This window comes from Pseudomonas sp. SMN5 (assembly GCF_052041925.1).
Classification (GTDB): Bacteria; Pseudomonadota; Gammaproteobacteria; order Pseudomonadales; family Pseudomonadaceae; genus Aquipseudomonas.
In genome coordinates, this window is the sequence record NZ_JBKGGX010000004.1 from 1 (window position 1) to 24,308 (window position 24,308).

Annotated in this window: 20 protein-coding genes; 7 read left to right on the forward strand and 13 right to left on the reverse strand. The window is 64.0% G+C overall.

What is annotated here, in order from left to right:
• The 13 genes from ACLEJR_RS04925 to tssA form a co-directional block, all read right to left on the reverse strand.
• The coding region (locus ACLEJR_RS04925) for a PAAR domain-containing protein (protein ID WP_440812523.1) at positions 1-897 on the reverse strand (897 nt) is incomplete at its 3' end.
• Positions 898-909: 12 nt separating this feature from the next.
• Entirely contained in the window at positions 910-1,344 is a 435-nt protein-coding gene (locus ACLEJR_RS04930; protein WP_440812526.1) for a DcrB-related protein, read from the reverse strand.
• Between the two features lie 18 nt (positions 1,345-1,362).
• On the reverse strand, positions 1,363-3,300 hold the full coding sequence (locus ACLEJR_RS04935; RefSeq protein WP_440812529.1) for a type VI secretion system Vgr family protein: 1,938 nt from the start codon (positions 3,298-3,300) through the stop codon (positions 1,363-1,365).
• A gap of 168 nt (positions 3,301-3,468) precedes the next feature.
• Positions 3,469-6,159, reverse strand: a complete 2,691-nt coding sequence (tssH, locus tag ACLEJR_RS04940; RefSeq protein ID WP_440812532.1) for a type VI secretion system ATPase TssH — start codon at positions 6,157-6,159, stop codon at positions 3,469-3,471.
• Positions 6,152-7,204, reverse strand: coding sequence for a type VI secretion system baseplate subunit TssG (gene tssG, locus ACLEJR_RS04945; RefSeq protein ID WP_440812534.1), 1,053 nt, complete (start codon positions 7,202-7,204; stop codon positions 6,152-6,154). Before tssG ends, tssH begins: the two co-directional genes overlap by 8 nt.
• On the reverse strand, positions 7,168-9,027 hold the full coding sequence (gene tssF / locus ACLEJR_RS04950; RefSeq protein ID WP_440812537.1) for a type VI secretion system baseplate subunit TssF: 1,860 nt from the start codon (positions 9,025-9,027) through the stop codon (positions 7,168-7,170). Before tssF ends, tssG begins: the two co-directional genes overlap by 37 nt.
• Positions 9,024-9,536: a type VI secretion system baseplate subunit TssE gene (gene tssE, locus ACLEJR_RS04955; protein ID WP_440812540.1), complete on the reverse strand. Its 513-nt coding sequence runs from the start codon at positions 9,534-9,536 to the stop codon at positions 9,024-9,026. Before tssE ends, tssF begins: the two co-directional genes overlap by 4 nt.
• The gene (locus ACLEJR_RS04960) at positions 9,530-9,973 is read right to left on the reverse strand and encodes a hypothetical protein (protein WP_440799885.1); all 444 of its coding nucleotides are present in this window, start codon (positions 9,971-9,973) and stop codon (positions 9,530-9,532) included. Before ACLEJR_RS04960 ends, tssE begins: the two co-directional genes overlap by 7 nt.
• Positions 9,970-10,410 carry a type VI secretion system amidase effector protein Tae4 gene (locus ACLEJR_RS04965; protein WP_440799888.1) on the reverse strand — a complete coding sequence of 147 codons (441 nt, stop codon included), beginning with the start codon at positions 10,408-10,410 and terminating at the stop codon, positions 9,970-9,972. Before ACLEJR_RS04965 ends, ACLEJR_RS04960 begins: the two co-directional genes overlap by 4 nt.
• 81 nt (positions 10,411-10,491) lie before the next feature.
• Positions 10,492-10,980, reverse strand: coding sequence for an Hcp family type VI secretion system effector (locus ACLEJR_RS04970; RefSeq protein WP_440799891.1), 489 nt, complete (start codon positions 10,978-10,980; stop codon positions 10,492-10,494).
• Positions 10,981-11,221: 241 nt separating this feature from the next.
• Positions 11,222-12,718 (reverse strand): type VI secretion system contractile sheath large subunit, encoded by a 1,497-nt coding sequence (gene tssC, locus ACLEJR_RS04975; RefSeq protein WP_440799728.1) that lies wholly within the window; start codon positions 12,716-12,718, stop codon positions 11,222-11,224.
• Between the two features lies 1 nt (position 12,719).
• On the reverse strand, positions 12,720-13,226 hold the full coding sequence (gene tssB / locus ACLEJR_RS04980; protein ID WP_003177230.1) for a type VI secretion system contractile sheath small subunit: 507 nt from the start codon (positions 13,224-13,226) through the stop codon (positions 12,720-12,722).
• An 81-nt stretch (positions 13,227-13,307) separates the two neighbouring features.
• A complete protein-coding gene (gene tssA / locus ACLEJR_RS04985) occupies positions 13,308-14,345 on the reverse strand; it encodes a type VI secretion system protein TssA (protein WP_440799725.1) in 1,038 nt (345 codons plus the stop codon).
• 393 nt (positions 14,346-14,738) lie between these two features.
• On the opposite strand from tssA, the gene tagH reads away from it, so the two are divergent.
• The 7 genes from tagH to ACLEJR_RS05020 all read left to right on the forward strand — a co-directional run bounded on the left by tagH (position 14,739) and on the right by ACLEJR_RS05020 (position 24,305).
• Positions 14,739-16,187, forward strand: a complete 1,449-nt coding sequence (tagH, locus tag ACLEJR_RS04990; protein ID WP_440812543.1) for a type VI secretion system-associated FHA domain protein TagH — start codon at positions 14,739-14,741, stop codon at positions 16,185-16,187.
• A gap of 65 nt (positions 16,188-16,252) precedes the next feature.
• Positions 16,253-16,759 (forward strand): type VI secretion system lipoprotein TssJ, encoded by a 507-nt coding sequence (gene tssJ, locus ACLEJR_RS04995; RefSeq protein WP_440812544.1) that lies wholly within the window; start codon positions 16,253-16,255, stop codon positions 16,757-16,759.
• Between the two features lie 15 nt (positions 16,760-16,774).
• Positions 16,775-18,109, forward strand: coding sequence for a type VI secretion system baseplate subunit TssK (gene tssK, locus ACLEJR_RS05000; protein WP_440799716.1), 1,335 nt, complete (start codon positions 16,775-16,777; stop codon positions 18,107-18,109).
• A gap of 6 nt (positions 18,110-18,115) precedes the next feature.
• Positions 18,116-19,426: a DotU family type VI secretion system protein gene (locus ACLEJR_RS05005; protein WP_440812547.1), complete on the forward strand. Its 1,311-nt coding sequence runs from the start codon at positions 18,116-18,118 to the stop codon at positions 19,424-19,426.
• Positions 19,423-22,923: a type VI secretion system membrane subunit TssM gene (gene tssM, locus ACLEJR_RS05010; RefSeq protein ID WP_440799710.1), complete on the forward strand. Its 3,501-nt coding sequence runs from the start codon at positions 19,423-19,425 to the stop codon at positions 22,921-22,923. Before ACLEJR_RS05005 ends, tssM begins: the two co-directional genes overlap by 4 nt.
• Complete coding sequence (gene tagF, locus ACLEJR_RS05015) at positions 22,920-23,573, forward strand: type VI secretion system-associated protein TagF (RefSeq protein ID WP_440812549.1); 654 nt, start codon at positions 22,920-22,922, stop codon at positions 23,571-23,573. The genes tssM and tagF overlap by 4 nt, the downstream gene beginning before the upstream one ends.
• Positions 23,574-24,305, forward strand: a complete 732-nt coding sequence (locus tag ACLEJR_RS05020) for a PP2C family protein-serine/threonine phosphatase (RefSeq protein ID WP_440812551.1) — start codon at positions 23,574-23,576, stop codon at positions 24,303-24,305.
• The last annotated feature ends 3 nt before the right edge of the window (positions 24,306-24,308 follow it).

Sequence of the window (24,308 nt, forward strand, 5' to 3'; positions counted from 1 at the left end):
GGCGTGCACCGGATTCGACGAGCCCATGGCCGCATTGGCCGCCGCGCCCATCGCACTGCTGACCGCCATGGATGCGGCGCCACCCACCAGCATGCACGGCAGCTTGCTGAAGAACTTGCCCTTGCCACCCTTGAGCATCAGCAGCGCGGTCACCGCCAGTCCCACGCCCGGCGTCTTGCCACTGCGAATTTCACGCACCACCACCGAACCGCCGCCAATGGTGACGTTGGAGGAAATCAGCCCGGACGACACGACCTTGGCGTCGCAGGTGCTGCGGTCGCCGCTGCGCACGGCGGGCTGGCCGTTGATGGTGACCTTGTCCGAACCTTCGGCCAGGAACTGCGGCGGCATCGGCGGGTGCTTCATGCACACGATCATGTCCAGCGGCTTGGGCACGGCGCCGGGGGTGGGGGTGGCAACGGTGGGGCGCCACATCTGCGAGAAGAAGCTTTCGGCCATGTCCAGGTAACTGGGCTCGGCCTCGGGTTCTTCCAGCTCGGTGCCGGCCGGCGCGACATGGGACTGAATCGCCCCGGCGGCGCGGGCGGCGGGGATGTTGTTGGTCAGGGTGTCGGTGGCACCGGTGAGGATGTTGGCCTGCACCGTGGGCGGAAAAAGCGCGTTGCCGATGCCCTCGCAAATATCGTTCAGGCCCTTGTCCGCCCCGGTCTTGCTCATGGCCAGGCCCACCACGGCGCCGACGACCGCGCCGAGCAAAAAGCAGCCCAGGCCCCCGGTCGCCACCGTGATGCCGGTGGCGGCAACCACCGCCGCCGTCGCCACGGCCGTGATCGCAATGTTGGCCGCCACCTCCAGTACCCCGCCGAGGATGTCGGCCATCATCGAGGTGTGCTCCAGCGCATCGCCCAGGCGGGCGGCCCAGAGTGCGTCAGACATGCAAGAGGCTCATCAGGCGGGCAGGTCGAACTGCAGGGAAGCCTTGATGGCCGCCCAATGCGCAGCCTCGGCATCGCCGAGCTTTTCGGCCTTGACGTAGCTCAGGGCGAACATCTTGCGGGTGCCGGGCAGCACCAGGGCCAGTTGGAACTGGAAGACTTTTTCGTTGCCCTTGCTGAACTGGCTGCGCAGTTCGATGGCTTCGATTTCCTGGTTGGCGCCCACGCGCACCGCGGCGCCCGGTTGGCAGCGCAAGTCCTGTACCTGTTTCTCCAGGCGCCCCAACTGGTCGTCGAGGTTGCTTTGCAGGGTTTCGCCTTCGGCCAGCAAACTGCGGCTGACGATCAACGAAGTACCCAGTTCGGGAAACTTGAGGATGTTGATCGTCGCGTCCAGCAATTCACTGGGCGGTAGCTGGAACTGGAATTCATTGAGGCGGTAAGTCATTGCGCAAAAATCTCGTGGTTAGCCTTTGGACGACGGGAACGCGGCCTGGATGTTGGCATCGATGCTGCCCTTGACGCCCTGGCCGTCCGGGGTAGCACCCGGGCCGCCGCCGTTGTTCAGGTGCAGCACGCCGCCGGTGTTGAACTCGGCATCGCCGCTGGCATAGAAACTGATCTGCACGCCGGTCAGGTTGATCTGGCCGCTGGCGTTGAGCTCCAGGATGCTTTCACCGCACACCAGGCGCAGGTTCTCGCCCACCTCAATGACGTAGCTCTGGCTGATGCTGTCGGTCTTGCGCTGGCCCACCGACAGGATGTCCTCCTGCTTGACGATGCGCAGGCGGTTGTTGCCGATGGTCACCGTCTCGTTGTGGCCGATGCTCTTGTTGCGGTCATGGCCCACCGAGTGGCTTTCATCCACCTCGACCACGATGTCCTGGTTGCGCTCGGCATGGATGTACAACTGCTCGGCGCCTTTTTTGTCTTCCATGCGGATTTCGTTGAAATTCGCCGGCGTGCCACCCTTGCTCGAACGGCTCTTCATGCCGCTCTGGGTGGCGTTTTCAGGCAGGTCGTAAGGCACCGTCTGTTCAGCGTTGTAGACCCGCCCGGTGATGATCGGCCGGTCCGGGTCACCTTCGAGGAAGCTGACGATCACTTCCTGGCCGATGCGTGGGATCTGCATCGAACCCCAGTTTTTCCCAGCCCAGGATTGCGACACGCGAATCCAGCACGAGCTGTTTTCGTTGGACTGGTCGTGACGGTCCCAATAGAAATGCACCTTCACCCGGCCATACTGGTCTGTCCAGATTTCCTCGCCCTTGGGCCCGACCACCAACGCGGTCTGCGGGCCCTTGACGATCGGACGGTGGGTGATCGGCAGCGGGCGATAGCTTTGCTGGGCGTCGATGCAGGTCAGGCTGCTTTCGAACTGGGCCGAAGGCGCGCCGACACCGGTTTCGCCGCTTTCCTGGGACAGGTAGTAGCGGGCGCCGACGATCAGGTATTCACGGTTCTGGTCCTGGCGGCTGAAGCCGGTGAGGCTGAACAGATGCCCCGAACCCAGGCCCCGGGCGTTGCCCGCCAGCTCGACCTGTTCGTGCAGGGTCTGCAAGGCTTCGATGCGGGTGCGGGCGTAGTGTTCGCCGTCTTCGCTCTGCACGTAGGTGCCGGGATAGTCGTACAGCGGATAGTCGCCGGCGGCGTGGGGCCGTGGCATGGCCGAGCGCACATCGATGCGCGCGCTGGGGCGCTGGAAGTCATAGTCGTTGAGCTCCAGCGAGCCCGGCTGGACTTCCTGGGCCAGATGCCAGTCGTGAATGTGATCGCGCTCGCGATGCTGGTCATTCTTCGGATAGTAGGGCACCGAAGCGTAGCCGGGCGCCGTGGTGTGGGCCCCGTAGGCGTCGGCCAACACCAGCACGTGGCGGCCTTGCTCGTGGCGGAAGAAATAGTAGATCCCTTCCTGCTCCATCAGGCGGCTGACGAAATCGAAGCTGGTCTCGCGATACTGCACGCAGTATTCCCACTCGCGGTAGGGGCGGCTCAGGGCATCTTCGAAATCGGAAAAGCCCAGGTCGCGGAACACCTGCTTGATGATCTGCGGGATGGTCAGGTTCTGGAAAATCCGGCAATCGGAGGTACGGGTCAGCAGCCACAGCCAAGGCCTTAGCGTGGCCTGGTAACTGGCGAACTGGCCCTGGTCGACGTTCTGGCTGCAGCGCGCAACGATGCCGTGGAAATAGCGCTCGCCACCGCCGTCCAGTTGCAGGCTCACGCACATCGGCTTGCCGAGCAACTGGTTGAGGTCGATGGCGTTGTCCAGCGAGTGCAGCTGCAACTCATAGTTGAACAGCCTTCCCAGCTCTTCGCCGCCACCCATGTCCTTGAGCAACAGCACCTCCGGCCCCAGGGGGCTGGTGATCTTTGCCAGGCGTGAGGCTTGGTTGAATAACATCGGTGATCTCGTCGTTGTATGGGCTGCGCCGCTGTTTCCCTGAGGAAACCTGATCCACTGTGGGAGCGAGCTTGCTCGCGATGGCGGTGTGTCAGTCAACCGTAATGCCGGCTGTGACTACGCTATCGCGAGCAAGCTCGCTCCCACAGGGGCCGGTGTACCTTTCAGTCAGGCCGCGTCGCTGAAGTTGTATTGCAATTCGTTATCCACCGCGCTGATCCGCACGCCTGCCATGGCCTTGCCTTCGAGCATGCGGGTCAGGAATTCGCGGCTCATGTCCGGCAGCAGGCTGTTGGTCAGGATGGTGTCGATCATCCGGCCGCCGCTTTCGGTCTCGGTGCAGCGCGAGACGATCAGGTCGATCACCGCATCGTCGTAGTCGAACGCGACCTTGTGGGTGCTTTCCACGCGCTTCTTGATGCGGTTGAGCTGCAGGCGGGTGATGGCCTTGAGCATCTCGTCGCTGAGCGGATAGTACGGAATCGTCACCAGGCGTCCCAGCAGGGCCGGCGGGAAAATCTCCAGCAACGGCTGACGCAGGGCCTTGGCGATCTCTTCCGGCTCCGGCACGTTCTGCGGGTCTTTGCAGACGTCGGCAATCAGCTCGGTGCCGGCGTTGGTAGTCAGCAGGATCAAGGTGTTCTTGAAGTCGATCACCCGGCCTTCGCCGTCCTCCATCACGCCTTTGTCGAACACCTGGAAGAAGATTTCATGCACGTCCGGGTGGGCTTTTTCCACCTCGTCCAGCAGCACCACGCTGTACGGTTTGCGCCGCACGGCTTCGGTCAGTACACCGCCTTCGCCGTAGCCGATGTAGCCCGGTGGCGCGCCCTTGAGGGTGGACACGGTGTGGGCTTCCTGGAACTCGCTCATGTTGATGGTGATGACGTTCTGCTCGCCGCCGTACATGGCTTCGGCCAGGGCCAGGGCGGTTTCGGTCTTGCCCACGCCGGAGGTGCCGGCGAGCATGAACACCCCAATCGGCTTGCTCGGGTTGTCGAGGCCGGCGCGGGAGGTCTGGATGCGCTTGGCGATCATCTGCAAGGCGTGGTCCTGGCCGATGATGCGTTTTTTCAGGTGCTGGTCGAGGTTGAGCACGGTTTCCAGTTCGTTGCGAGCCATGCGGCCCACCGGGATGCCGGTCCAGTCGGCAACCACCGAGGCCACGGCCTGGTAGTCCACAGTCGGCAAGATCAGTGGGTTCTCGCCTTGCAGGGCGCTCAGGCGCTGTTGCAGGTCCACCAGTTGCTCGCGCAGAGCGTGGCTTTCGTTGTCAGAAGCTTCGCTGGCATCTTCGCTGTCCACCACGCCGACGCGCTCGCGCAGGGTCGCGCGGGTGGCGAGTAGTTCATCCACCAGGGCTTTTTCTTCGGCCCAACGACTTTCCAGCTCGGCCAAGCGCTCGCGCTCGGCGCTCAGCAGGCTTTCAGTCTGGGTCTGGCGCGAGCCGATCGCCACGCCGATGGCGTGTTCGCGGGCGATGATCTGCAGCTCGGTTTCCAGTGCTTCGATGCGTCGGCGGCTGTCGTCCACTTCAGCCGGCACGGCGTGCAGACTGATGGCGACGCGGGCGCAGGCGGTGTCCAGCAGGCTCACGGATTTGTCCGGCAACTGGCGCGCAGGAATGTAGCGGTGGGACAACTTGACCGAGGCTTCCAACGCTTCGTCGAGGATCTGCACCTGGTGGTGCTGTTCCATGGTCGAGGCCACGCCGCGCATCATCAGCAGCGCCTTGTCTTCCGACGGCTCGGCGACTTGCACCACTTGGAAACGACGGGTCAGGGCCGGGTCTTTTTCGATGTGCTTCTTGTACTCGGCCCAGGTCGTCGCGGCCACGGTGCGCAGGGTGCCACGGGCCAGGGCTGGCTTGAGCAGGTTGGCCGCGTCACCGGTACCGGCGGCGCCACCGGCACCCACCAGGGTGTGGGCTTCGTCGATGAACAGGATGATCGGTTTCGGCGAGGCCTGGACGTCTTCGATGACTTGGCGCAGGCGCTGTTCGAACTCGCCTTTCATGCTCGCGCCGGCCTGCAACAGGCCAACGTCGAGGCTGCGCAATTCCACATCCTTGAGCGACGGCGGCACGTCGCCGGCGACGATGCGCAGGGCAAATCCTTCGACCACCGCAGTCTTGCCCACGCCGGCTTCACCAGTGAGGATCGGGTTGTTCTGCCGGCGGCGCATGAGGATGTCCACCAGTTGGCGGATCTCTTCGTCGCGCCCGACAATCGGGTCGAGCTTGCCGCTGCGGGCCTGTTCGGTGAGGTCGACGGTGAAGCGCTTGAGCGCTTCCTGCTTGCCCATGGCGCTCGGGGCCATGGCGCCGCTGGCTTCGCCGGGCACGCTGCCGGCGTTGAAGCCGTCGCTGGCGGTCAGGGCGTTTTCCGGCGAGTCGCCAATGTATTCGTCGAAACGCTCGCTCAGGGCTTCGACCTTGACCTTGTCGAACTCCGACGACAGGCCCAGCAGCGCATGGCGCAGGCTCGGGGTCTTGAGGATGCCGATCACCAGGTAACCGGTGCGCACCTGGCTTTCACCGAACATCAGGCTGCCGTAGACCCAGCCGCGTTCCACGGCCTCTTCCACATGGGACGACAAGTCGGTGATGGAGGTCGAGCCCCGTGGCAGGCGGTCCAGGGCATCGGTCAGGTCGCGGGCCAGGCGTGCCGGCTCGACGTTGAACTGGCGGATGATGCGGTGCAGGTCCGAGTCCTGCAGTTGCAGCAACTGATGAAACCAGTGGGCCAGTTCCACGTAGGGGTTACCGCGCAATTTGCAGAACACGGTGGCGGCTTCGATGGCTTTGTAAGCCACGCTGTTGAGTTTGCCGAACAACGCGGCGCGACTGATTTCACCCATGCTCATGGCTCCTTGAGGTCTGTGAGGTGTTGGCCTGTTCGGCGTAATGCCGGGCCAGTATTAGATCGTTGGCATCGGTTTGCGGCTGGCCCAGCCAGGTATTGAACCCCAGGCGGAACTGACCGTTGAGTTGCAGCGCCGGGACTTCGGGCTGTTCCAGGACCAGGTTCAGGTCCCAGTCCAATTCGTGTCCCAGGTATTCGGCGACCCAGGCCACCAGCTCGTTGAATGGCTGCTGGCCGGGGAGCATGCCCATGTAGTCGACCAGCTTGAGCGGCCCCAGGCGAATGCGGAATTTGTGCTGGCGGTCCCACACATAGCGACCCAGGCAGAAGTCGGTGCCCAGCTGGTTGGCGCTGACGCCGACGCGGCTGCGCTCCGGCAGCTCCAGCCATTGGCCGACGTATTCCTCGATCTCCACCGGCAGCCCGAAGTACTCGCTCAGGATCGCCTTCAAACCATCGGGGTAGCGGGTTTGCGCCGCCAGGTGGCCGCTGTAGTGCAGCTTCGCGGTGTCCGGAATCAGGCCCTGCTCGAGCAGGCTCGGCATGCCCCGGCCACTGAAGGACGCCAGGCGTGCCGACCAGTAATCGTCGTCCGGGCGGTCGTGGCTGACCGTCGGCCGCGCTTCGGCCCAGGCCCGGTAGAACAGGCTGAGCAGGCGATGGTGGAACACGTCGAGAAAGCGCTTGCTGGTGCTGTCGCCATTGTTGCGTTGGCGTTCGCGCACGTACTCGGTGAGGTGCAGCGGCAGCGGGCCGTTGGGGCCGCCGAGGCCGAAGAAGAACTGCTCCAGGCGCGCCGGCGCACCATCGACGCCCGGTTGCACCGAAGCCAGGGTGGCCGGGGCGAAGGTGCATTCGGCCTGTTGTCCCAGGCGCAGCGGGTCATCGGCCAGGCGCAACGAATGGCCCAGGCGCGGCAGCTCGGGGGACTCGCACTCAATGCGCCGCAACGCCTGGAAGAAGTCGTATTCCCAGGGTTCCTGGTGCATCGCCTCCAGGGTACTCACAGGGTCGGACGACGTCCGGGCTTGGCTTTCCATCGCATGATCTCGCCGCGTTCGGTGGTACGGATCACCGTCTCGGTAAAACTGTTGATCGACACGTAGCGTGCCAGGAAGCGTTCGAACACGGCGCCGAGCAGAAACACGCCGGTGCCGCGAAACGCGTTTTCATCGAATTCCAGGGTGATCTCCAGGCCACGGCCGAACACGATCGGCCCCGGCATCGGCAAGCGGCGGGTGCAGGCCTTGCTGCTGACCTCGCGCAGGCCTTCGATCTGCAATTGCAGCGCCGCGTCGTTGCTGTCGCCGTACAGGCGCAGCAGCTCGCGCAGGGCGGCGGCGCCTTGGCCTTGTTCGCTCAACGACAAGTAGTTCAGCGACAACTGGCTGATCAGCCGCCAGGCCTTGGCATCGTGGGCATGGCTGGCCCGTGGACGACTCGGCCCGGCCACGCAGCGCACGGCGGCTACCGGCGCGCTGTCGGCCAAAGTGAAGTCGGTCTTGCCGTTGCCCACGCTCATGAACAGCGGCAGGTCACGGTTGGTGCACAACGCGGTCACGCCCAGTTGGCGCAAGTCGTGGCGATAGGGCGCTTGCTGGCTGTCTACCAGGCTGACGAAGGTTTCGCTGCCGATGTAGGTCGAGCGCGGACCGTTTCGTCGTTGATCGCTGGACAGCACCCGTGGCTCACGGCGCACGGTGTAGTAGGCCTGGTCGCGCCCGTAACGAGACGGATCGCGCACCGCGTAGAACGGCAGGAACGGTTGCTCCGGCCCGGTGCCGTGACCGGTGAGGCCAGTGAGCGAATGCACTTCGAAATCCATCGGCCGGGTGCGGTCGGCGATCACGTGGTGCTCGTTGACCCGCTCCGACAGGTGAATGCGGTCCAGGCGCCGGGGGAACAGATTGATCGCCGGGGTGCAGAACGGCAGGAACTGCGTCGCGCTCACGCTGCCTTCCAGGCTCGGATCGTGACGGTCGAACAGCACGATCAGTTCCAGTTCCTGGCCGTCGCAGCGCTTGACCGCCCGGCTCAGTTGGGTGAAGTCGACGAACAGGAAGCGCTGGGGCAGGGCGAAGTATTCCTGCAACAGGCGATAGCCCTGGAACGCCCGCGACACCACCGGCAGCGCCGCATCGGCATCGTCGAAACCTCGCGAGCGCAGTGCGTCCTGCGCCAGGCGCTCGACCCAGTCGCCTCCGGGCTTGCGGGCGAATACCGCGCAGGCGTTGCCGAGCAACTGCTCGTAAAGGCGGAAGGGTTGTTCGTCGGTGCCGCTGAGGTACAGCGGCAGGTTGTCCAGGGCCAGGCTGTTGAACGGCAATTCGGCACCGGTGCGCAGGGTGATGCGCAGGCCGGCCTTGGCTTTCGGTTCACTGGCGGCCAGGCGCCCGAGCACGGTGGACGGGTTGCCGAAGTATTCGGCCTGGCTGACCTGCAACGGCCACAGCGTCACCGCGTGGGCGGTGCGGTACTCGCAGCAGGTCTGGGTTTCGCGTCCCAGGGCGGCCCGCAGGACGGTATCCCGAGGCAGTTGGAAGCCACCGCTCAACGAGCCTTCGTCCGGGTCGGCCTGCATCTGCACCACGGTCATCGACGGCGTGGGCGCCAGATAGTGCGGGTAGGCGATTTCAAGCAAGTTGTGGGTGAACGTCGGGTACTCGGCATCGAGCTTGAGCTGCACCCGGGCGGTCAGGTAGGCAAAGCCTTCGAGCAAGCGTTCGACATACGGGTCGGCGCAGTCCATGCCGGACAACGTCAGCCGACTGGCGATCTTGGGGTATTCCTTGGCAAACTCCGCCGCGCTTTCGCGCACGTGGTGCAGTTCCTGGTTATACAGCTCCAGCAGGCGCGGGTTCATGGGCGCCTCCGCTGGTCAGCGTTGACCACCCGCACATGGCCGGTTTCCAGGTCCAGGTCGGTTTGCAGCATCAGGCGCAGCGGCACCGGCTGGGCCCACAGGTCGCCTTCGATCTCGAAGCTCAGGGCGTTGTGGTTCATCTCCGCCGTCGCCCGGGCCCGGACGCGCAGGGTGTGGCGCAGGATCCGCGGCTCGAACGTGGCGATGGCCTGGTGGATCAATGCTTCGAGGGCCGGGACGTCAACGTTCGACGCGCTGTTACCGGCCAGCGCCGGCAGCCCGAAATTCACCACTGAGGTGCCCGCCGGGGTATGCAGCGTTGCGTCGTGGCCGAGCAGGCAGGTGGTGTTGAGCAGCCACGCCAGGTCGCGCAGCACCGAGGCCTTGAGCTGGGTGAGCGAGAGCACGCGCTTGTCGGCGCTTTCCTTGGGATTGGTCGGATCGTCGTCGGTCAGCCGGTCCAGCAGGGACGGTTGCAGGCGATCGCGGGTGGCGATTTCGGTTACCACGTAAAAAGGGCCACGAAGTTCTTCTGATCGAAAGCGCCCGGCAGGCAATGACCACCGCCAGCTACCATCGAGGCTTCCAGCTGACCAGCCATTTTCCTGATCGCCTGGTACTGAGAACGGCATTCAGTGCTCGGCGCAGGTTCCGGTGCAAAGTGCTGGACGATAATAATCTGGGCGTTATTGAAGTTTTCGACGCGTGGTTTACCTTGGCGATCGACGCCCAGATGGCAAGGCCAGGGCATGTCCAGGGTCAACAGGCTTTGATCCGGTTTACGCAAGGCGCAGCGTTGATCGTGGTTCTCAAGGGTCAATACTTGACCGCCAAGATCGACCTGATTGTCTTGTGCGGTGGTTGTGTCCGGGGCCGTTTCGGCGCAGGCGTACAGACTCAACAGCACGCAACTCGACAGCAGTGAATGCAGCGTACGCTTGATCATGACAGTTCCCAGAACCAGACTTGTTTTGAGCGATGGGCCTGGTCTGCGAAGTCACCCGTGACCCTGCCGCGATTCCACAGATCGATGTGGTCGCCGGTACGCGCTTCCAGGGATTGCCCGTGCCGTGCAAAGCAGTCCTTGAAGAAGATGATCCCGGTCTTTTGAGCGAGCTTGCGCCGATCTTCGGCACTTCCAGAGAGAATCAGCGGACGACCCAGGTGGTGCCGCCAGAGCCAGTTGGCCAGCGATTCCGCGCCCCGCGCGTGTTCGTGCGCGCACTTGGGTTCGGTGTAGGTCGACTTGTTGACCTTGATGGTTTTCTCCGCGTTGAGCGTGACGCTCATGCGGATAGCGCATTGATTGTCCCAAGGGCCGTCGCAGGGCGTTGGCGTATCGGGATAGCTGTTCCACAAATTGATAAACGAAGGCTTGGCCATGACTCAGATACCGCGCTGTAGAGGATTGGATTCGAGCAAGCACCAAACACCCCCGGCGCGTGGCACCGGGGGCGTCTTCGATTACACCTTGGTGTTGGTGCGGATGTTCCAGCCGAACTTGACCGGACCGCCTTCCTTGGTACCGTCGGCTTTCTGCGGTTGGTAGTCCACCAGCACCTTGGCGAAGTTCAGGGTGACGTTTTCGGTCAGGCGATCATCGCTGCCCGAACCGCCAGTGCTCATGGAGGTGATGATCACTTCTTCCAGGTTGATGATCATGTACTCGACCTGGCTCTCGCCACCGGCCTTGCGCACTACCAATTTGACCTTGTCGATGTGCTTGCCGCTGGCGCAGTGCATCATCAGGTTCGGGGTGGCTTTGTCGACCCACTTGGTCAGCGACAGATCCTGAATATTCACCTTGCCCGCGCCACCGCCGGTGCCGGAGTGCATGTTACCGGTCTGGGACATGCCCCAGCTCCAGTTCAGGACGTCGATCTCGTCCTTGTGGGCCTTGTCCATGGACTCGCCCTTGATGTCGCCGATCTTGATGAAAATATCAACAGCCATGTTTTCTCCCTGTGTGGTTTCTAACCACATTGTTTGGTTGACGCTGACCTTGCGAATTCTGTGTTCAACAGCGATCTGCAACCGGATGAAGATCCCTGTGGGACACCCTTTGTGGCGAGGGAGCTTGCTCCCGCTTGGGTGCGCAGCACCCACAAGAAGGGGCCGCTACGCGCCCCAGCGGGAGCAAGCTCCCTCGCCACAGGGTTTGCTCCCACCGAGGGGTACCTAATTCAGCCAGTGCTTACGCACCCTTGGCCGACGGCAGTTTCGATACCAGGCGCAGCGACACGGTCAGCCCTTCGAGCTGGTAGTGCGGGCGCAGGTAGAACTTGGAGTTGTAGTACCCCGGGTTGCCTTCGACTTCCTCGACGATCACTTCGGCCGCTGCCAGTGGGTGCTGGGCCTTGGTGGTTTCGGTGGAGTGCGCCGGGTCGCCGTCGACGTAGTTGAGGATCCAGTCCTGCAACCAGCGCTGCATCTCGTCCTTCTCTTTGAAGGAACCGATCTTGTCGCGCACGATGCACTTCAAGTAGTGGGCGAAACGGCACGTGGCGAACAGATATGGCAGGCGCGCAGCCAGGTTGGCGTTGGCGGTGGCGTCCGGGTCGTCGTACTCGGCCGGTTTCTGCAGCGACTGGGCGCCAATGAACGCAGCGAAGTCGGTGTTCTTCTTGTGCAGCAGCGGCATGAAACCGTTCTTCGCCAGTTCCGCTTCACGGCGGTCCGAAATGGCGATCTCGGTCGGGCACTTCATGTCCACGCCACCGTCGTCGGTAGGGAACGTGTGGGCCGGCAGGTTTTCCACTTCGCCGCCGGACTCCACGCCGCGGATGCGCGAGCACCAGCCGAAGTGTTTGAACGAGCGGTTGATGTTCACCGCCATCGCGTAGGCCGCGTTGGCCCAGGTGTACTTGGAGCTGTCGGCGCCGTCGGTGTTTTCTTCGAAGGCGAAGGCTTCCACCGGATCGGTCTTGGCGCCGTACGGCAGGCGCGCCAGGAAGCGCGGCATGGTCAGGCCGATGTAGCGCGAGTCTTCCGATTCACGCAGCGAACGCCAGCCGGCGTATTCCGGGGTGGTGAAGATCTTGGTCAGGTCGCGTGGGTTCGACAGTTCCTGCCACGAGCCCATGCCCATCACGGTCGGCGATGCCGCAGAGATGAACGGAGCGTGCATGGCGGCGCAGACTTTCGACAGCTCGCCCAGCAGTTCCACGTCCGGTGGCGACTGGTCGAAGTAGTAGTCGCCCACCAGGCAGCCGTAAGGTTCGCCGCCGAACTGGCCGTATTCTTCTTCGTACATCTTCTTGAAGATCGGGCTCTGGTCCCACGCGGTGCCCTTGAATTTCTTCAGGGTCTTGTGCAGGTCGGTCTTGGAGATGTTGAGCACGCGGATCTTGAGTTGCTCATCGGTCTCGGTGTTGTTGACCAGGTAATGCAAACCGCGCCATGCGCTTTCCAGCTGCTGGAACTCTGGATGGTGGATGATCTGGTTGACCTGGGCGGTGAGCTTGGCGTCGATGGCCGCGATGATCGATTCGATCGACTTGATGGCGTCGTTGGACACCAGGTCGGTCTGCGCCAGGGCCTGTTCGGCCAGCGTGCGCACGGCGGTCTCGACGGCTTCACGGGCGCGTTCGGTCTTGGGCTTGAACTCTTGCAGCAGCAGGGACGCGAACTCGCTGGTCTCTTCTGTCGCGCCCAGGTTCTGGACGCCTTCGCGGGCTGTGTTGTCGGTCATGTCATTGATCCTGTGCTGGCTTCGGCGCGCTGGCCAGGGCCTGCAACAGCGCTGGGTCCTTGATCGCCTTCATGATGATTTCTTCGGCACCGGTCTTGCCGTCCATGTAGGTCAGCAGGTTGGCCAACTGGGTGCGCGCTTCGAGCAATTTGTTCAGCGAGTCGACCTTGCGGGCCACGGCCGCCGGGCTGAAGTCGTCCATGCTTTCGAAGGTCAGGTCCAGGCTCAGGTTGCCTTCGCCGGTCAGTTCGTTGGGTACATGGAAGGCTACGCGCGGCTGCATGGCCTTGAGGCGCGAGTCGAAATTGTCGACGTCGATCTCGAGGAACTTGCGGTCGGCCACCGGTGCCAGAGGCTCGGCGGGCTTGCCGGCGAGGTCGGCCATCACCCCCATGACGAAGGGCAACTGGACCTTCTTCTCGGCGCCGTAGAGCTCGACGTCGTACTCGATCTGCACTCGAGGCGCGCGGTTGCGCGCGATGAATTTCTGAGAACTTTGCTTCGCCACGTTGCTGCTCCTGGTCGCTTGAGCGACGGTGTTGGCGTCATCCGGTGGTACCGGCGACGTGACTGCGTGATCCGTTCGCTTTTATTCGCTATCTGGGCCGCGCAGGTTTTCAAATTGACTCATGCCGTCGGGAATCAGGTTGCGCACGATGGCCGCGAAGTCGGCGTGCACCAGATTCTTGGCCCGGTTCAACAGCACCGGCAGCGGGCTGGAGGGCTCATGACGGGTGTAGTAAGCGAGAATCCGGTCCAGGCTGCGCAGCACGTCGTCGCGGTTGTTGATTTCGCCGCTGACGCCGCTCGCGCTGGTCGCGCGCGGCGTGCTCGGTGCGCTGGAAGGTTCAGCGGTCGCTGTGCTGTCGTCGCTGACGGGCTCGGACAGATCACTGTCGCCGCTCTGTGGGGCGAACTGGCCGAGAATCTGCAAGGCCATCTTCAGCGGCTGCTTCAGTGGGCCGAGGTCCACGCCCTGGGCGGAACCGACCTGGTCGCTGACCTGTTGCTCGATGGCTTCGGCCGCGCTGCGGGCTTCCAGCAGCGCCGCCCGGGTGACTTCCAACTGCTCGGGGTCGCAGTCGCGCAAGGCACCGGCGAGCTGTTCGGCACCCAGGCTTTCATCGGCGAAGCTCTGCAGGCCGCTGGCATTGGCGGCGGCGCGCAGGCTGACGGCGCCGAAAGTCCGGGAGCGGGCCAGGATGCTTTCGCGCAGCAGGCGAATGGTGGTGTCGGACGTCAGGCCGGCGAGGGCATTGATGCGCACCGTGGGGTCGTTGTCGTCATCGGCGTCCAGGCGCGGATGCAGGTCGGCCCAATACTGCTTGAGCAGTTCGCTGATCAAGGTCAGGGAGCTGGCCAGGCCGGGAATGCCTTCCAGGGCCAGGGTGCTTTGCAGCAGGAAATGGGTGATGCGCAGGTCTTTGCTGCGTTGCAACAAGTCCAGGCTCTGTTGCCGGATGCTGCGCCACTCGGGCGGTTCGGCCGGCAGGATAGAGTCGCCCATGCTGCGCTCGGGTTGGCCCTTGGAGTCGCGCTCCAGGCGCAGGAAATCCGCGTCATACTCCAGGTCTTCACCGCACGGCGAAGTCGCGGAAACGGCGGCGAGCAGCAACGGCACATCCACTTGGATCGATCTCCCTATCGCCCACTGAAAAATGCGGGCAGTGCATACACAAGTTTCGGATGAAACTTCGCATGTTTCCTGAAGGTAGTGGCCCTATAGATGCTGGATGATCTTAAAGTGCCATCATTTATATTCAAGAAGTTGTGCATTTTTGGTGTAGTACTTATCGCTTGTCAAGGTAAGCTATTTCGCCTCTGTTACAGTTGTGAGGCGCTTAACAACCCTCGCGACTGACAGGTCGAGGACGGCACGGAAGCAGGCTTTTTGTCATGCAGGCCGGGTAATATCAGCCATCATGCTGGCAAAACGCCGTTTCCAGCGTGAGCGCCGGGGCAAAATCACTAGAATCACCGTGTGTGCGATCAGCAAAGAAGTGTTCAGCAAGGAGGCGAGATGCCGCTGTGTTTGACTATCACTAGTTATCACAAGATCACCCCGGGTCAGTGTTCAGAAAAGTCCATGGACCAGGGCGTGATGGCAATTGGCCGTAATTCCAATAACGATTGGGTATTGCCGGATCCCGAGCGCCTGGTTTCCGGCCAACATTGCGTTATTCAATATAAGGACGGTCGCTATTACCTGACCGATAACAGCACCAATGGTGTGGAGTTGGTCAAGGCCGGCATTCGTCTGCGCAAGGGTAACAGTGAGCCGTTGCAAGACGGCGAAGTGATCCGCATCGGCGATTACGAGATCCAGGCGCGTGTCGATTTCAGCCTGCCGGCTAGCGACAGCAACCCGTTCGCCGATTCGTCCAGCAGCTTCGAGGCCCTGATGGGGCGCCAGGCCGCCGCCACGAGTACGCCGGCGTCGATGCCCGTGCCGTCGCCGGCACAATTCCAGGGTGTGTCGGCCATGGACACCATGCCCGACCTGTTCGACTTCCTCACCCCGCCCAGCGTCCCGCCTGCGACCCAGCCCGACCATGTGCCGGCCCAGCAGCACGATTTCCGTCCACCGACACCGATCCCGCGTCCCAGCCCACCGCCCGTGATCGAGCCGGTGGCCGTCAACACCGCCTCGGTGATCCCGGAAGATTGGGACCTGCTCAGCGATAAGCCCGCGCCAGTGGCGATCCCGCCGGTGCCCGTTGCGCCGCTGCCGGTAGCGCCGCCCCCGGTGATCGAGCCGATCCCGACTCCCGTGCCGCCAATGCCGGTGGCTGAAGTCAGTCCGCCGAGCGAACCCGCACCGGTACCTGTTGCGCCAGTCACCCGCGCCGAGGCTCCGGCGGCTTCGTTCGACGCCGCGCAACCTGACCTGCTGCAGGCGTTTCTGCGCGGTGCCGGTCTGGATCAGTTGCGCCTGGACAAAGCCCAGGCCGAAGCGCAAATGGAGAACATCGGGCGCAGCTACCGATTGATGGTCGAGGGCCTTATCGATGTGTTGCGCGCCCGCGCCAGCCTCAAGGGTGAGTTCCGCATCCAGCAGACCATGATCCAGCCGGTGGAAAACAACCCGCTCAAATTCGCCCCGAATGTCGACGAGGCCCTGCTGTTGCTGCTGCGTCACGGCAACCAGGCGTTCATGGCGCCGGACGCGGCGGTGCGTGACAGTTTCGATGACCTGCGCGCTCACCAACTGGCGGTCATGGCCGGTGTGGAGGCGGCCATCAAGCATCTGCTGGCACGCTTCGAGCCGGCGCAACTGGAAGAGCGCATGGGCAAGCCCGGCGGGCTGTCGAGCATTTTCAACGGCTCGCGACAGGCCCAGTACTGGCAGCAGTTCACCGAGCTCTACAGCAACATTTCCCGGGAAGCCCAGGAGGATTTCCAGGACCTGTTCGGCCGTGAATTCAGCCGCGCCTACGAAGAACACAGCACCCGACAGCGACGCCGCTGAGCGTCGTTGCACATAACCCGAACAAGCCAAACAACGGATAGCTCAAACGTCATTGAGGACGCAGGATGATTCACAGGTTTTTACTCGCAGTTGCCACCGCGCTTCTGTTGACGGCGTGCGCCAAGGATGCGGCCCCACCGCAGCCCGAAGAGGCTGAGGCCGACACTGCCGCCGTCGAGCTGCACTTCCACGCCATTGCCGGACTGAACCCCGGTGCGACCGGCCAGCCGGCCCCGGTCCGGGTGCGCATTTTCGAATTGAAAAACGCCGCTACCTTCGGCCGCTCCGACTATTTCGCCCTGGCCGAACGCGCCCAGGCGACGCTCGGCCCCGACCTGATCGATCAGGACGAAGTGCTGATCCAGCCCGGCCAGCAACTGAGCCTGCAACGCGACCTCGATCCCTCGACGCGTCATATCGGCATCCTGGTGGGTTACCGCGAACTGGACCAGTCGCTGTGGCGCACGGTGCTCAACGTACCGGCACGCCAATACACCGAATACCAGATCAGCCTCGACGTGCGCGCCGTGCGCAGCGACGTCGTCGGCGCCCCATCCAGCCCTGCCCAATAAGCAATCGGAGCCCCCATGTCCTGGAACAATCGTGTGGTCTGGTCGGAAGGCATGTTCATTGGAACGCAGCACTTCCAGCAGCATGACCGTTACCTGGAAAACCTCATCGACGCCCGCAGCCGCCCGCTGTCGGCTGGCGCCTGGGGTTTTTCCGAATTGCAGATCGACCAGGGCCTGCTGGCCCAGGGCAAGCTGGCGATCATTTCGGCGCGGGGCCTGCTGCCGGATGGCACGCCGTTCAATATTCCTCATGATGACCTGGCGCCGACCCCGCTGAATGTCGATGACAACCTGCGCGACGGCCTGGTGTACCTGGCCTTGCCGCTCAAGCGTGCCGGCGCCCGTGACACCGTGGACGAAGGCGAGCCCCTGGGCGCTGCGCGCTACGTGAGCCAGGTCAGCGAAGTGCGCGACGACAACGCACCGTTCGAGAATCGTGCGCCGGTGGCCTTGGGCTCGCGGGCACTGCGTTTGTTGACCGCCCAGGATGGCATCGGCGACTACGCCGCCATCGGCGTGGTGCGGATCAAGGAAAAGCGCGCCGACCGCGCTCTGGTGCTGGACGACACCTACATCCCGCCGGTGCTGGATGTGGTCGCTTCCAAGCCGCTGGCGGCGTTCCGCAGTGAATTGCTCGGCCTGCTCCACCAGCGCGGCGAAGCCCTCGCCGGGCGGGTGGTGGCGTCGGGTGCCGGTGGCGCTTCGGAGATTGCCGATTTCATGCTGCTGCAACTGGTCAACCGCGCCCAGCCGCTGATCCAGCACCTGAGCCAGTTGAGCCCGCTGCACCCCGAGCGCTTCTACAGCGAACTGGTGGCCCTGGCCGGGGAGTTCTCGACCTTCACCGCATCCGGCCGACGACCGCAGGAATTCCCGCAATATCAGCACGATGACCTGGCGCTGAGTTACGCGCCGGTGATGCAGGCCCTGCGCGAAGCCTTGTCGATGCTGATCGACAGCAAGGCCACGCCGATCCCGATTGTCGAGAAAGCCTACGGCATCCATGTGGCGATGCTGGCGGACAAGACGCTGCTCGACAGTGCCAGTTTCATCCTGGTGGTGCGCGCCGATGTCCCTGCCGAAACCCTGCGCGGGCGCTTTGGCCAGCAGAGCAAGGTCGGCTCGGTGGAGCACATTCGCGACCTGGTCAACCTGCAACTGCCGGGCATCGGCCTGCTGCCATTGCCAGTGGCGCCACGGCAACTGCCGTACCACGCCGGCTCCACTTATTACGAGCTGGACCGCGGCAGCGACCATTGGCAACAACTGAGCAACTCCGGTGGTTTTGCCTTCCACATCGCCGGCCAGTTCCCAGGGCTGAACCTGGCGTTCTGGGCGATCCGAGGATAAAGCGCGATGAGCAACGACGATCGTACCCAGTTCATGCCAACGCCCGGCGGCCGTGGCGCGGACCCGTTCCGCCCCGATTCCGGTCGCCCGCAACCGGCGCCTGCGGCCGCGCCATTGTCGATGCCGGCTGCACCGGTGCTGACCGGCAAGGCCCGGGGCCTCAATCCGCTGGAGAGCGCCGCCGGCCCGCTGCTGGCTTTGCTGACGCGTTTGCGCAGCACCATTTCCCACCCGGCTCCGGCCAGCCTGCGGGCGCAACTGCTGGCTTACCTGCGCCAGTTCGAAGAGCGCGCCGAGGCCGCCGGCGTGGTACGCAATGACGTGCTGCTGGCCCGCTACGCCTTGTGCACCGCCTTGGATGAAGCGGTGTTGAGCACCCCGTGGGGCGGCACCAGCGACTGGGGCAAGCAGAGTCTGTTGATCACTGTGCACAACGAAGCCTGGGGTGGCGAAAAGGTTTTCCAGTTGCTGGAGCACTGCCTGCAAAGCCCACGCGAACGCTTGTATCTGCTGGAGCTGTTGTACCTGTGCATGTGCCTGGGTTTCGAAGGGCGCTACCGGGTGATGAACGACGGCCGCAGCCAATTGGAAGCCTTGCGTGAGCGCACCAGTGCGGTGATCCGCAGCGCCCGTGGCGACTACGAGCGCGAGCTCTCGCCGCACTGGCGCGGGGTCACCGTGACCCGCGACCGTTTAGCGCAATTCATGCCGCCGTGGATCGCCGTGGCCATTGGCGTGGCGTTGCTGCTGGCGCTGCTGTTCGGCCTGCGGATGAAACTGGCGTCCGACGCCGAGCCGGTGTTCAAGAACATCCATGCCCTGGGAGAAATTCCGGTGCAAGCCATCGACCGTCCCGTGGTCCAGCCCAAGGTCATCGAGCGGCCACGCCTGGCCGGGTTCCTGGCCGATGAAATCAAGGCCGGACGGATCGCCGTGGAAGACGCCGTCGACCGTTCCGTGGTGACGATCCGTGGCGATGAACTGTTCGCCTCGGGCAGCGCCAGCATCAAGGACGATTTCGAACCGCTGATGCTGCGCATCGCCGACGCGGTGCGCAAGGTCAAGGGTCAGGTACTGGTGACCGGGCACAGCGACAATCGCCCGATCGCCACCCTCAGGTTCCCGTCCAACTGGGCCTTGTCCGAAGCCCGCGCCCGGTCGGTGCTGGAGATTCTTTCGGCCAAGACCGGCCAGCCCGAACGCTTCAGTGCCGAGGGCCGCAGCGATACCGAGCCGTTGGCCTCGAACGCCACGACAGAAGGCCGTGCGCGCAATCGTCGGGTTGAAATCACAGTGTTGGCGGAGGGGGTCGAGTGAAGGCGTTTTTCAGTTTTATGATCCGCTGGGTCATCCCGTTGCTGGGCCTGATCGCCCTGAGCCTGATCATCTGGTTCGTCGGCCCGCTGCTGGACTGGCTGGTGCCCGAAGGCCGTCGCTGGGCGTTGATCGTCCTGGTGTTCGCGGTGTGGATCGCCTACCGGGTGTTTCGCATCATCCAGGCCCGCCGGCAGGCCGCCGAGGTCATGCGCAGCCTGGCCGAGCAGACCCCGCCCGACCCCACCAGCATTGCCACTGCCGAAGAGCTCGAAACCCTGCGCCAGCGCATGGACGAGGCCCTGGCGCTGCTCAAGAAAGCCAAGCTTGGCGGTGACGAGCGTCGCAACCTCTACGAGCTGCCGTGGTACGTGATCATCGGCCCGCCGGGTTCGGGCAAGACCACCGCCCTGGTCAACTCCGGGCTGCACTTCCCACTGGCCGCGCAACTGGGCGCCGGTGCAGTGCGCGGCGTCGGCGGTACGCGTAACTGCGATTGGTGGTTCACCGATCAGGCGGTACTGCTCGATACCGCCGGCCGCTACACCACCCAGGACAGCGACGCGACTGTCGACAAGGCCGCGTGGCTGGGCTTCCTCGGCCTGCTGAAAAAACAACGGGCGCGGCGCCCGATTGACGGCGCGTTCATCGCCATCAGCCTGTCCGATCTGCTGCTGGGCAGCGATGCCGAGCGCGCCGCCCATGCCGCAGCGATCCGTCTGCGGATCCAGGAGTTGTACACCCAGCTGGGCGTGCGCTTCCCGGTGTACCTGATGCTGACCAAGCTCGACCTGGTGCCGGGGTTCATGGAGTACTTCGACACCCTGAGCAAAGAAGAACGCGCCCAGGTATGGGGCATGACCTTCGCCCTGGACGACGGCAAGAGCAACGACAGTCCGCTGGCGCACCTGCAAAGCGAATTTGCTGGCCTCGAGCAGCGGCTCAACGAGCGTCTGGTGGAGCGCTTGCAGCAGGAACGCGACCCGGCGCGGCGCGACCTGATCTATGGTTTCCCACAGCAATTCGGCGCCTTGAAGGACTGCCTGCAAAGCTTCCTTGAAGGTGTGTTCAAGCCCAATGCCTTCGAAGAGCGTGTGCTGTTGCGCGGCGTGTACTTCACCAGCGGCACCCAGGAAGGCAGCCCGATCGACCGCTTGATCGGAGCGATGGCCCAGAGCATGAACCTGGACCGTCAGCACCTGGCGCGCCAGACCGGCACCGGGCGTAGTTACTTCATCGAAAAACTGTTCACCGCCGTGGCCTTCGCCGAGCGTGGATTGGTGGGCGTAGACCCGAAAGTCGAGCGCCGGCGCAAGTGGATCGCCCGTGGTGTGCTGGCCTCAACCGTAGTGCTCGTGCTGGTGGTCGGCTCGTTGTGGTGGGTCAGCTACCGCGCCAATCAGGCCTATATTGCCCAGGTCGACCAGAAGGTCGCGCCCCTGGGTCAGGCCGTGCAGAACCTCAGCCCGGCACAACGTGACGTGCTCGCGGTGTTGCCGCTGCTCAATGCCGTCAAGCATCTGGCCGACGATGCGCCGAGCTGGGCCGAAGGCCTGGGCCTGTATCAGGGCGACATGCTCGAAGCCGAGTCCGGCAGCGTCTATCGCAAGCTGCTGATCGCAGTTTTCGCGCCACGCCTGCTGACGCGCATCGAAGAGCAGCTGCACGGCGGCGGCAATTCGGATTTCCTTTACGAAGGCCTGAAGGCGTACCTGATGCTCGCCGACAACGAGCACTACGACCCTGATTTCATCAAGGCCTGGATCGCCCTGGACTGGGATCGTAGCCTGCCGCGAGACTTGCCGGCCGAGCAGCGCCTGGCCCTGAGCGAGCATTTGCAGGCGCTGTTCGAGCGCCGCCCACCGAACGCCCGCCTGGACCCACGGCTGATCGAAGACCTGCGCCGGCAACTGCAACAACTGCCCGTGGCCCAGCGCGTCTACGATCGGATCAAGCGCCAGAAACTGCCCGAGGGCATTCCGGACTTCCGCATCAACGAAGCCGCCGGGCGAGATGCCGCGTTGGTGTTCAGTCGCAAGAGCGGCAAGCCGCTGGGCGAACCCTTGAGCGGGCTCTTCACCGTCAAGGGCTACCGTCAGGGCTTCTTGCTCACCAGCCTGAGCCAGACCGGGACCCTGGCCGAAGAGCAGTGGGTGCTGGGCTTCGAGCAGGCCGACCAGCAGAACGTCGCCAGCCTCGCTGCCGATGTACGCCGCCTGTATTTCCAGGACTACCAGCGCCAGTGGGACGCCTTGCTCGCGGATATCGACTTCGTGCCGATCACCAGCGTGGCCCAGGCTGCCGACGTGCTGCGGGTGATTTCCGGACCGACCTCGCCGTTGAAAAAACTGCTGGTGGCCGTGGCGAAAGAAACCGACCTGCAACAGGACGAACGCCTGCTGGCCGCCCAAGGCGTGCCGGCGGAAGGCGGGGTGGACAAGCTCAAGGAGCGCCTGGGCAGCTTGCTCGGCCAGGAACAGGCGACGCAAAACGCGCCGGCCCAGAGCGATGATCCGATCACGGCGCACTTCGCCGAGCTCAACAGCATTGTCAACAAAAACGAAGGTGAACCGGCAGCCATCGACGGCCTGCTGGCGGACATGAATGCCCTGTATGTGCAGGTCAGCGCCATGGTCGGTGCCAGTGGCGATGCGCTGCTCGGCGAGGCGAAGAATCAGGCTACGGCCGCCGCGACCCGGGTCAGCCTCAATGCCGAACGCCAGCCGCCGCTGGTCCAGGGCCTGGTCAAGTCGGTGGTCAATTCCACCACCAACACCATGATGGGCGGGGTGCGCAATCAACTGAACGCCGCCTGGACCAGCGAAGTGGTGAACATTTATCGCCAGTCCCTGGCCGGGCGCTACCCGATGTCGCCGGGCAGTGCGCGGGACGCGACCCTGGATGACTTCGGTCAGTTCTTCGGGGTCGGCGGGGTGATGGACAATTACTTCCGCAAGTACCTGCAGCCCTACGTCGACACTTCCACGCCGACCTGGCGCTGGCAGCCGGGCGCGGCGCAGAAGCTAGGCATCGCCCCCGGCGTGTTGCAGACCTTCCAGCGCGCAGCGGCCATTCGCGATGCGTTTTTCCGTTCCGGCGGCACCCAGCCGATGGTGCGGTTCGAGCTCAAGCCAGTGGCGATGGATTCGACCATCACCCAGTTCCTTCTAGACCTGGACGGCCAGCAATTGAGCTACGACCACGGCCCGAGCCGGCCGACCGCCATGCAATGGCCCAACCCCGGCAGCATCGGCGTGGTGCGGATCTCGATCATGCCGCCGTCCTCCAGCGGCCGTTCCGGCATCACCCTGGATGGACCATGGGCCTGGTTCCGCTTGCTGGAACAATCGGACCTGACCGCCGGCAACTCGCCGGACCGCTTCAACCTGCGCTTGCGGGTCGATAACGCCAGTGCCTCTTACGAATTGCGGGCCAACAGCGCCTTCAACCCGTTCAAGAGCCGGGTGCTCAGCGGCTTCAGCCTACCGGAGCGGCTATGAGTACGCCGGGCTTCTATGGAAAGTTGGCCAGCCGTGGAGACTTTGTCAGCCGTGGCTTGCCCCAGAGCTTCATCGCGCCGTGGGATTCCTGGCTGGCGGCGGGTCTGCTCGCCAGCCAGACCAGCCTCGGCGAGCGGTGGCTGGACGCTTATCTGGTCAGCCCGCTGTGGCGCTTTCTGGTCGCGCCCGGCGTGTGCGGGCCGGATGCGGCGGTGGGGGTGGTGATGCCGAGTATCGACCGGGTCGGTCGCTATTTCCCGCTGACCGTGGCGTTGCTGCTGGAGCCCGACGCGGATCCGGCGTCGGTGGTCGGCGGTGCGGACGACTGGTTCGAGCGGGTCGAGAATCTGCTGCTGAGCACCTTGAGCGTCGAGGCCAGTTTCGAAGCGTTCAACACGGAGTTGGAGAGCCTGGGCGGCCCGCAATGGCGGCAACGCGCCCCGGGCGGGCGCTTCGCCGGCCTGCATCGCTTCGAGGCCACCGACCCGCAGGCGCGCATGAGTGCGCTCGCCGAGTCGGCCTGTGAAGGCGCCAGCCTGTGGTGGGGCCAGGGTTCGGAGCGCATCGCGCCCGGTTTGATGCGGTGCCAGGGCCTGCCGGCCGCCGCTGATTTTGCGCAATTTTTGCTCGGCCAAGAGGGTGTTGTGTAGATGCGTCCAAGTGCCGGAAAAGCATTCAAGTCTGCAAGCAAGAGCCATGTCGGCATGGTCCGCCAGATCAACGAAGACGCCTGCCTGGACCTGCCGGAAAACGGCCTGTGGGTGGTCGCCGATGGCATGGGCGGGCACGCCGCGGGTGATTACGTCAGCAGCCTGATCGTCGATAGCCTGCGCAACATTGCCGTAGGGCGGTCGCTGGACGAATACGTCGCGGCGCTGCAAACCGACCTGCTGCGGGTCAACGCCGCCGTGCGCGAGGAAACCGCCAACCGGGGCGTGACCATGATGGGCAGCACCGTGGTGGTGCTGGCGACCCGTGACTTGCGCGGCATGTGTCTGTGGGCCGGTGACAGCCGCTTGTATCGCCTGCGCGACGGGGTGCTGGAAAGCATCTCCCGCGATCACAGCTATGTGCAGGATCTACAGGACAGCGGCTTGCTCAGCGAAGCCGAAGCGCGGGTGCACCCAAGGGCCAACATCGTCACCCGCGCCATCGGCGTCGAGGCCCAGTTGAACCTGGCCCTGGTCGAGCTGCTGCTGGTGCCCGGCGACAGTTACCTGTTGTGCAGCGACGGGTTGAACAAGACCGTCGAAGATGAAGAGATCCGCGAAGTGCTGAGCCACGACGAGCCCGGCGAAATCGCCAGCAGCCTGGTGTCCCTGGGCCTGATGCGCGGTGCGCCGGACAACATCACCGTGGTGGTCGTGAAGGTGCCGTCATGAAGT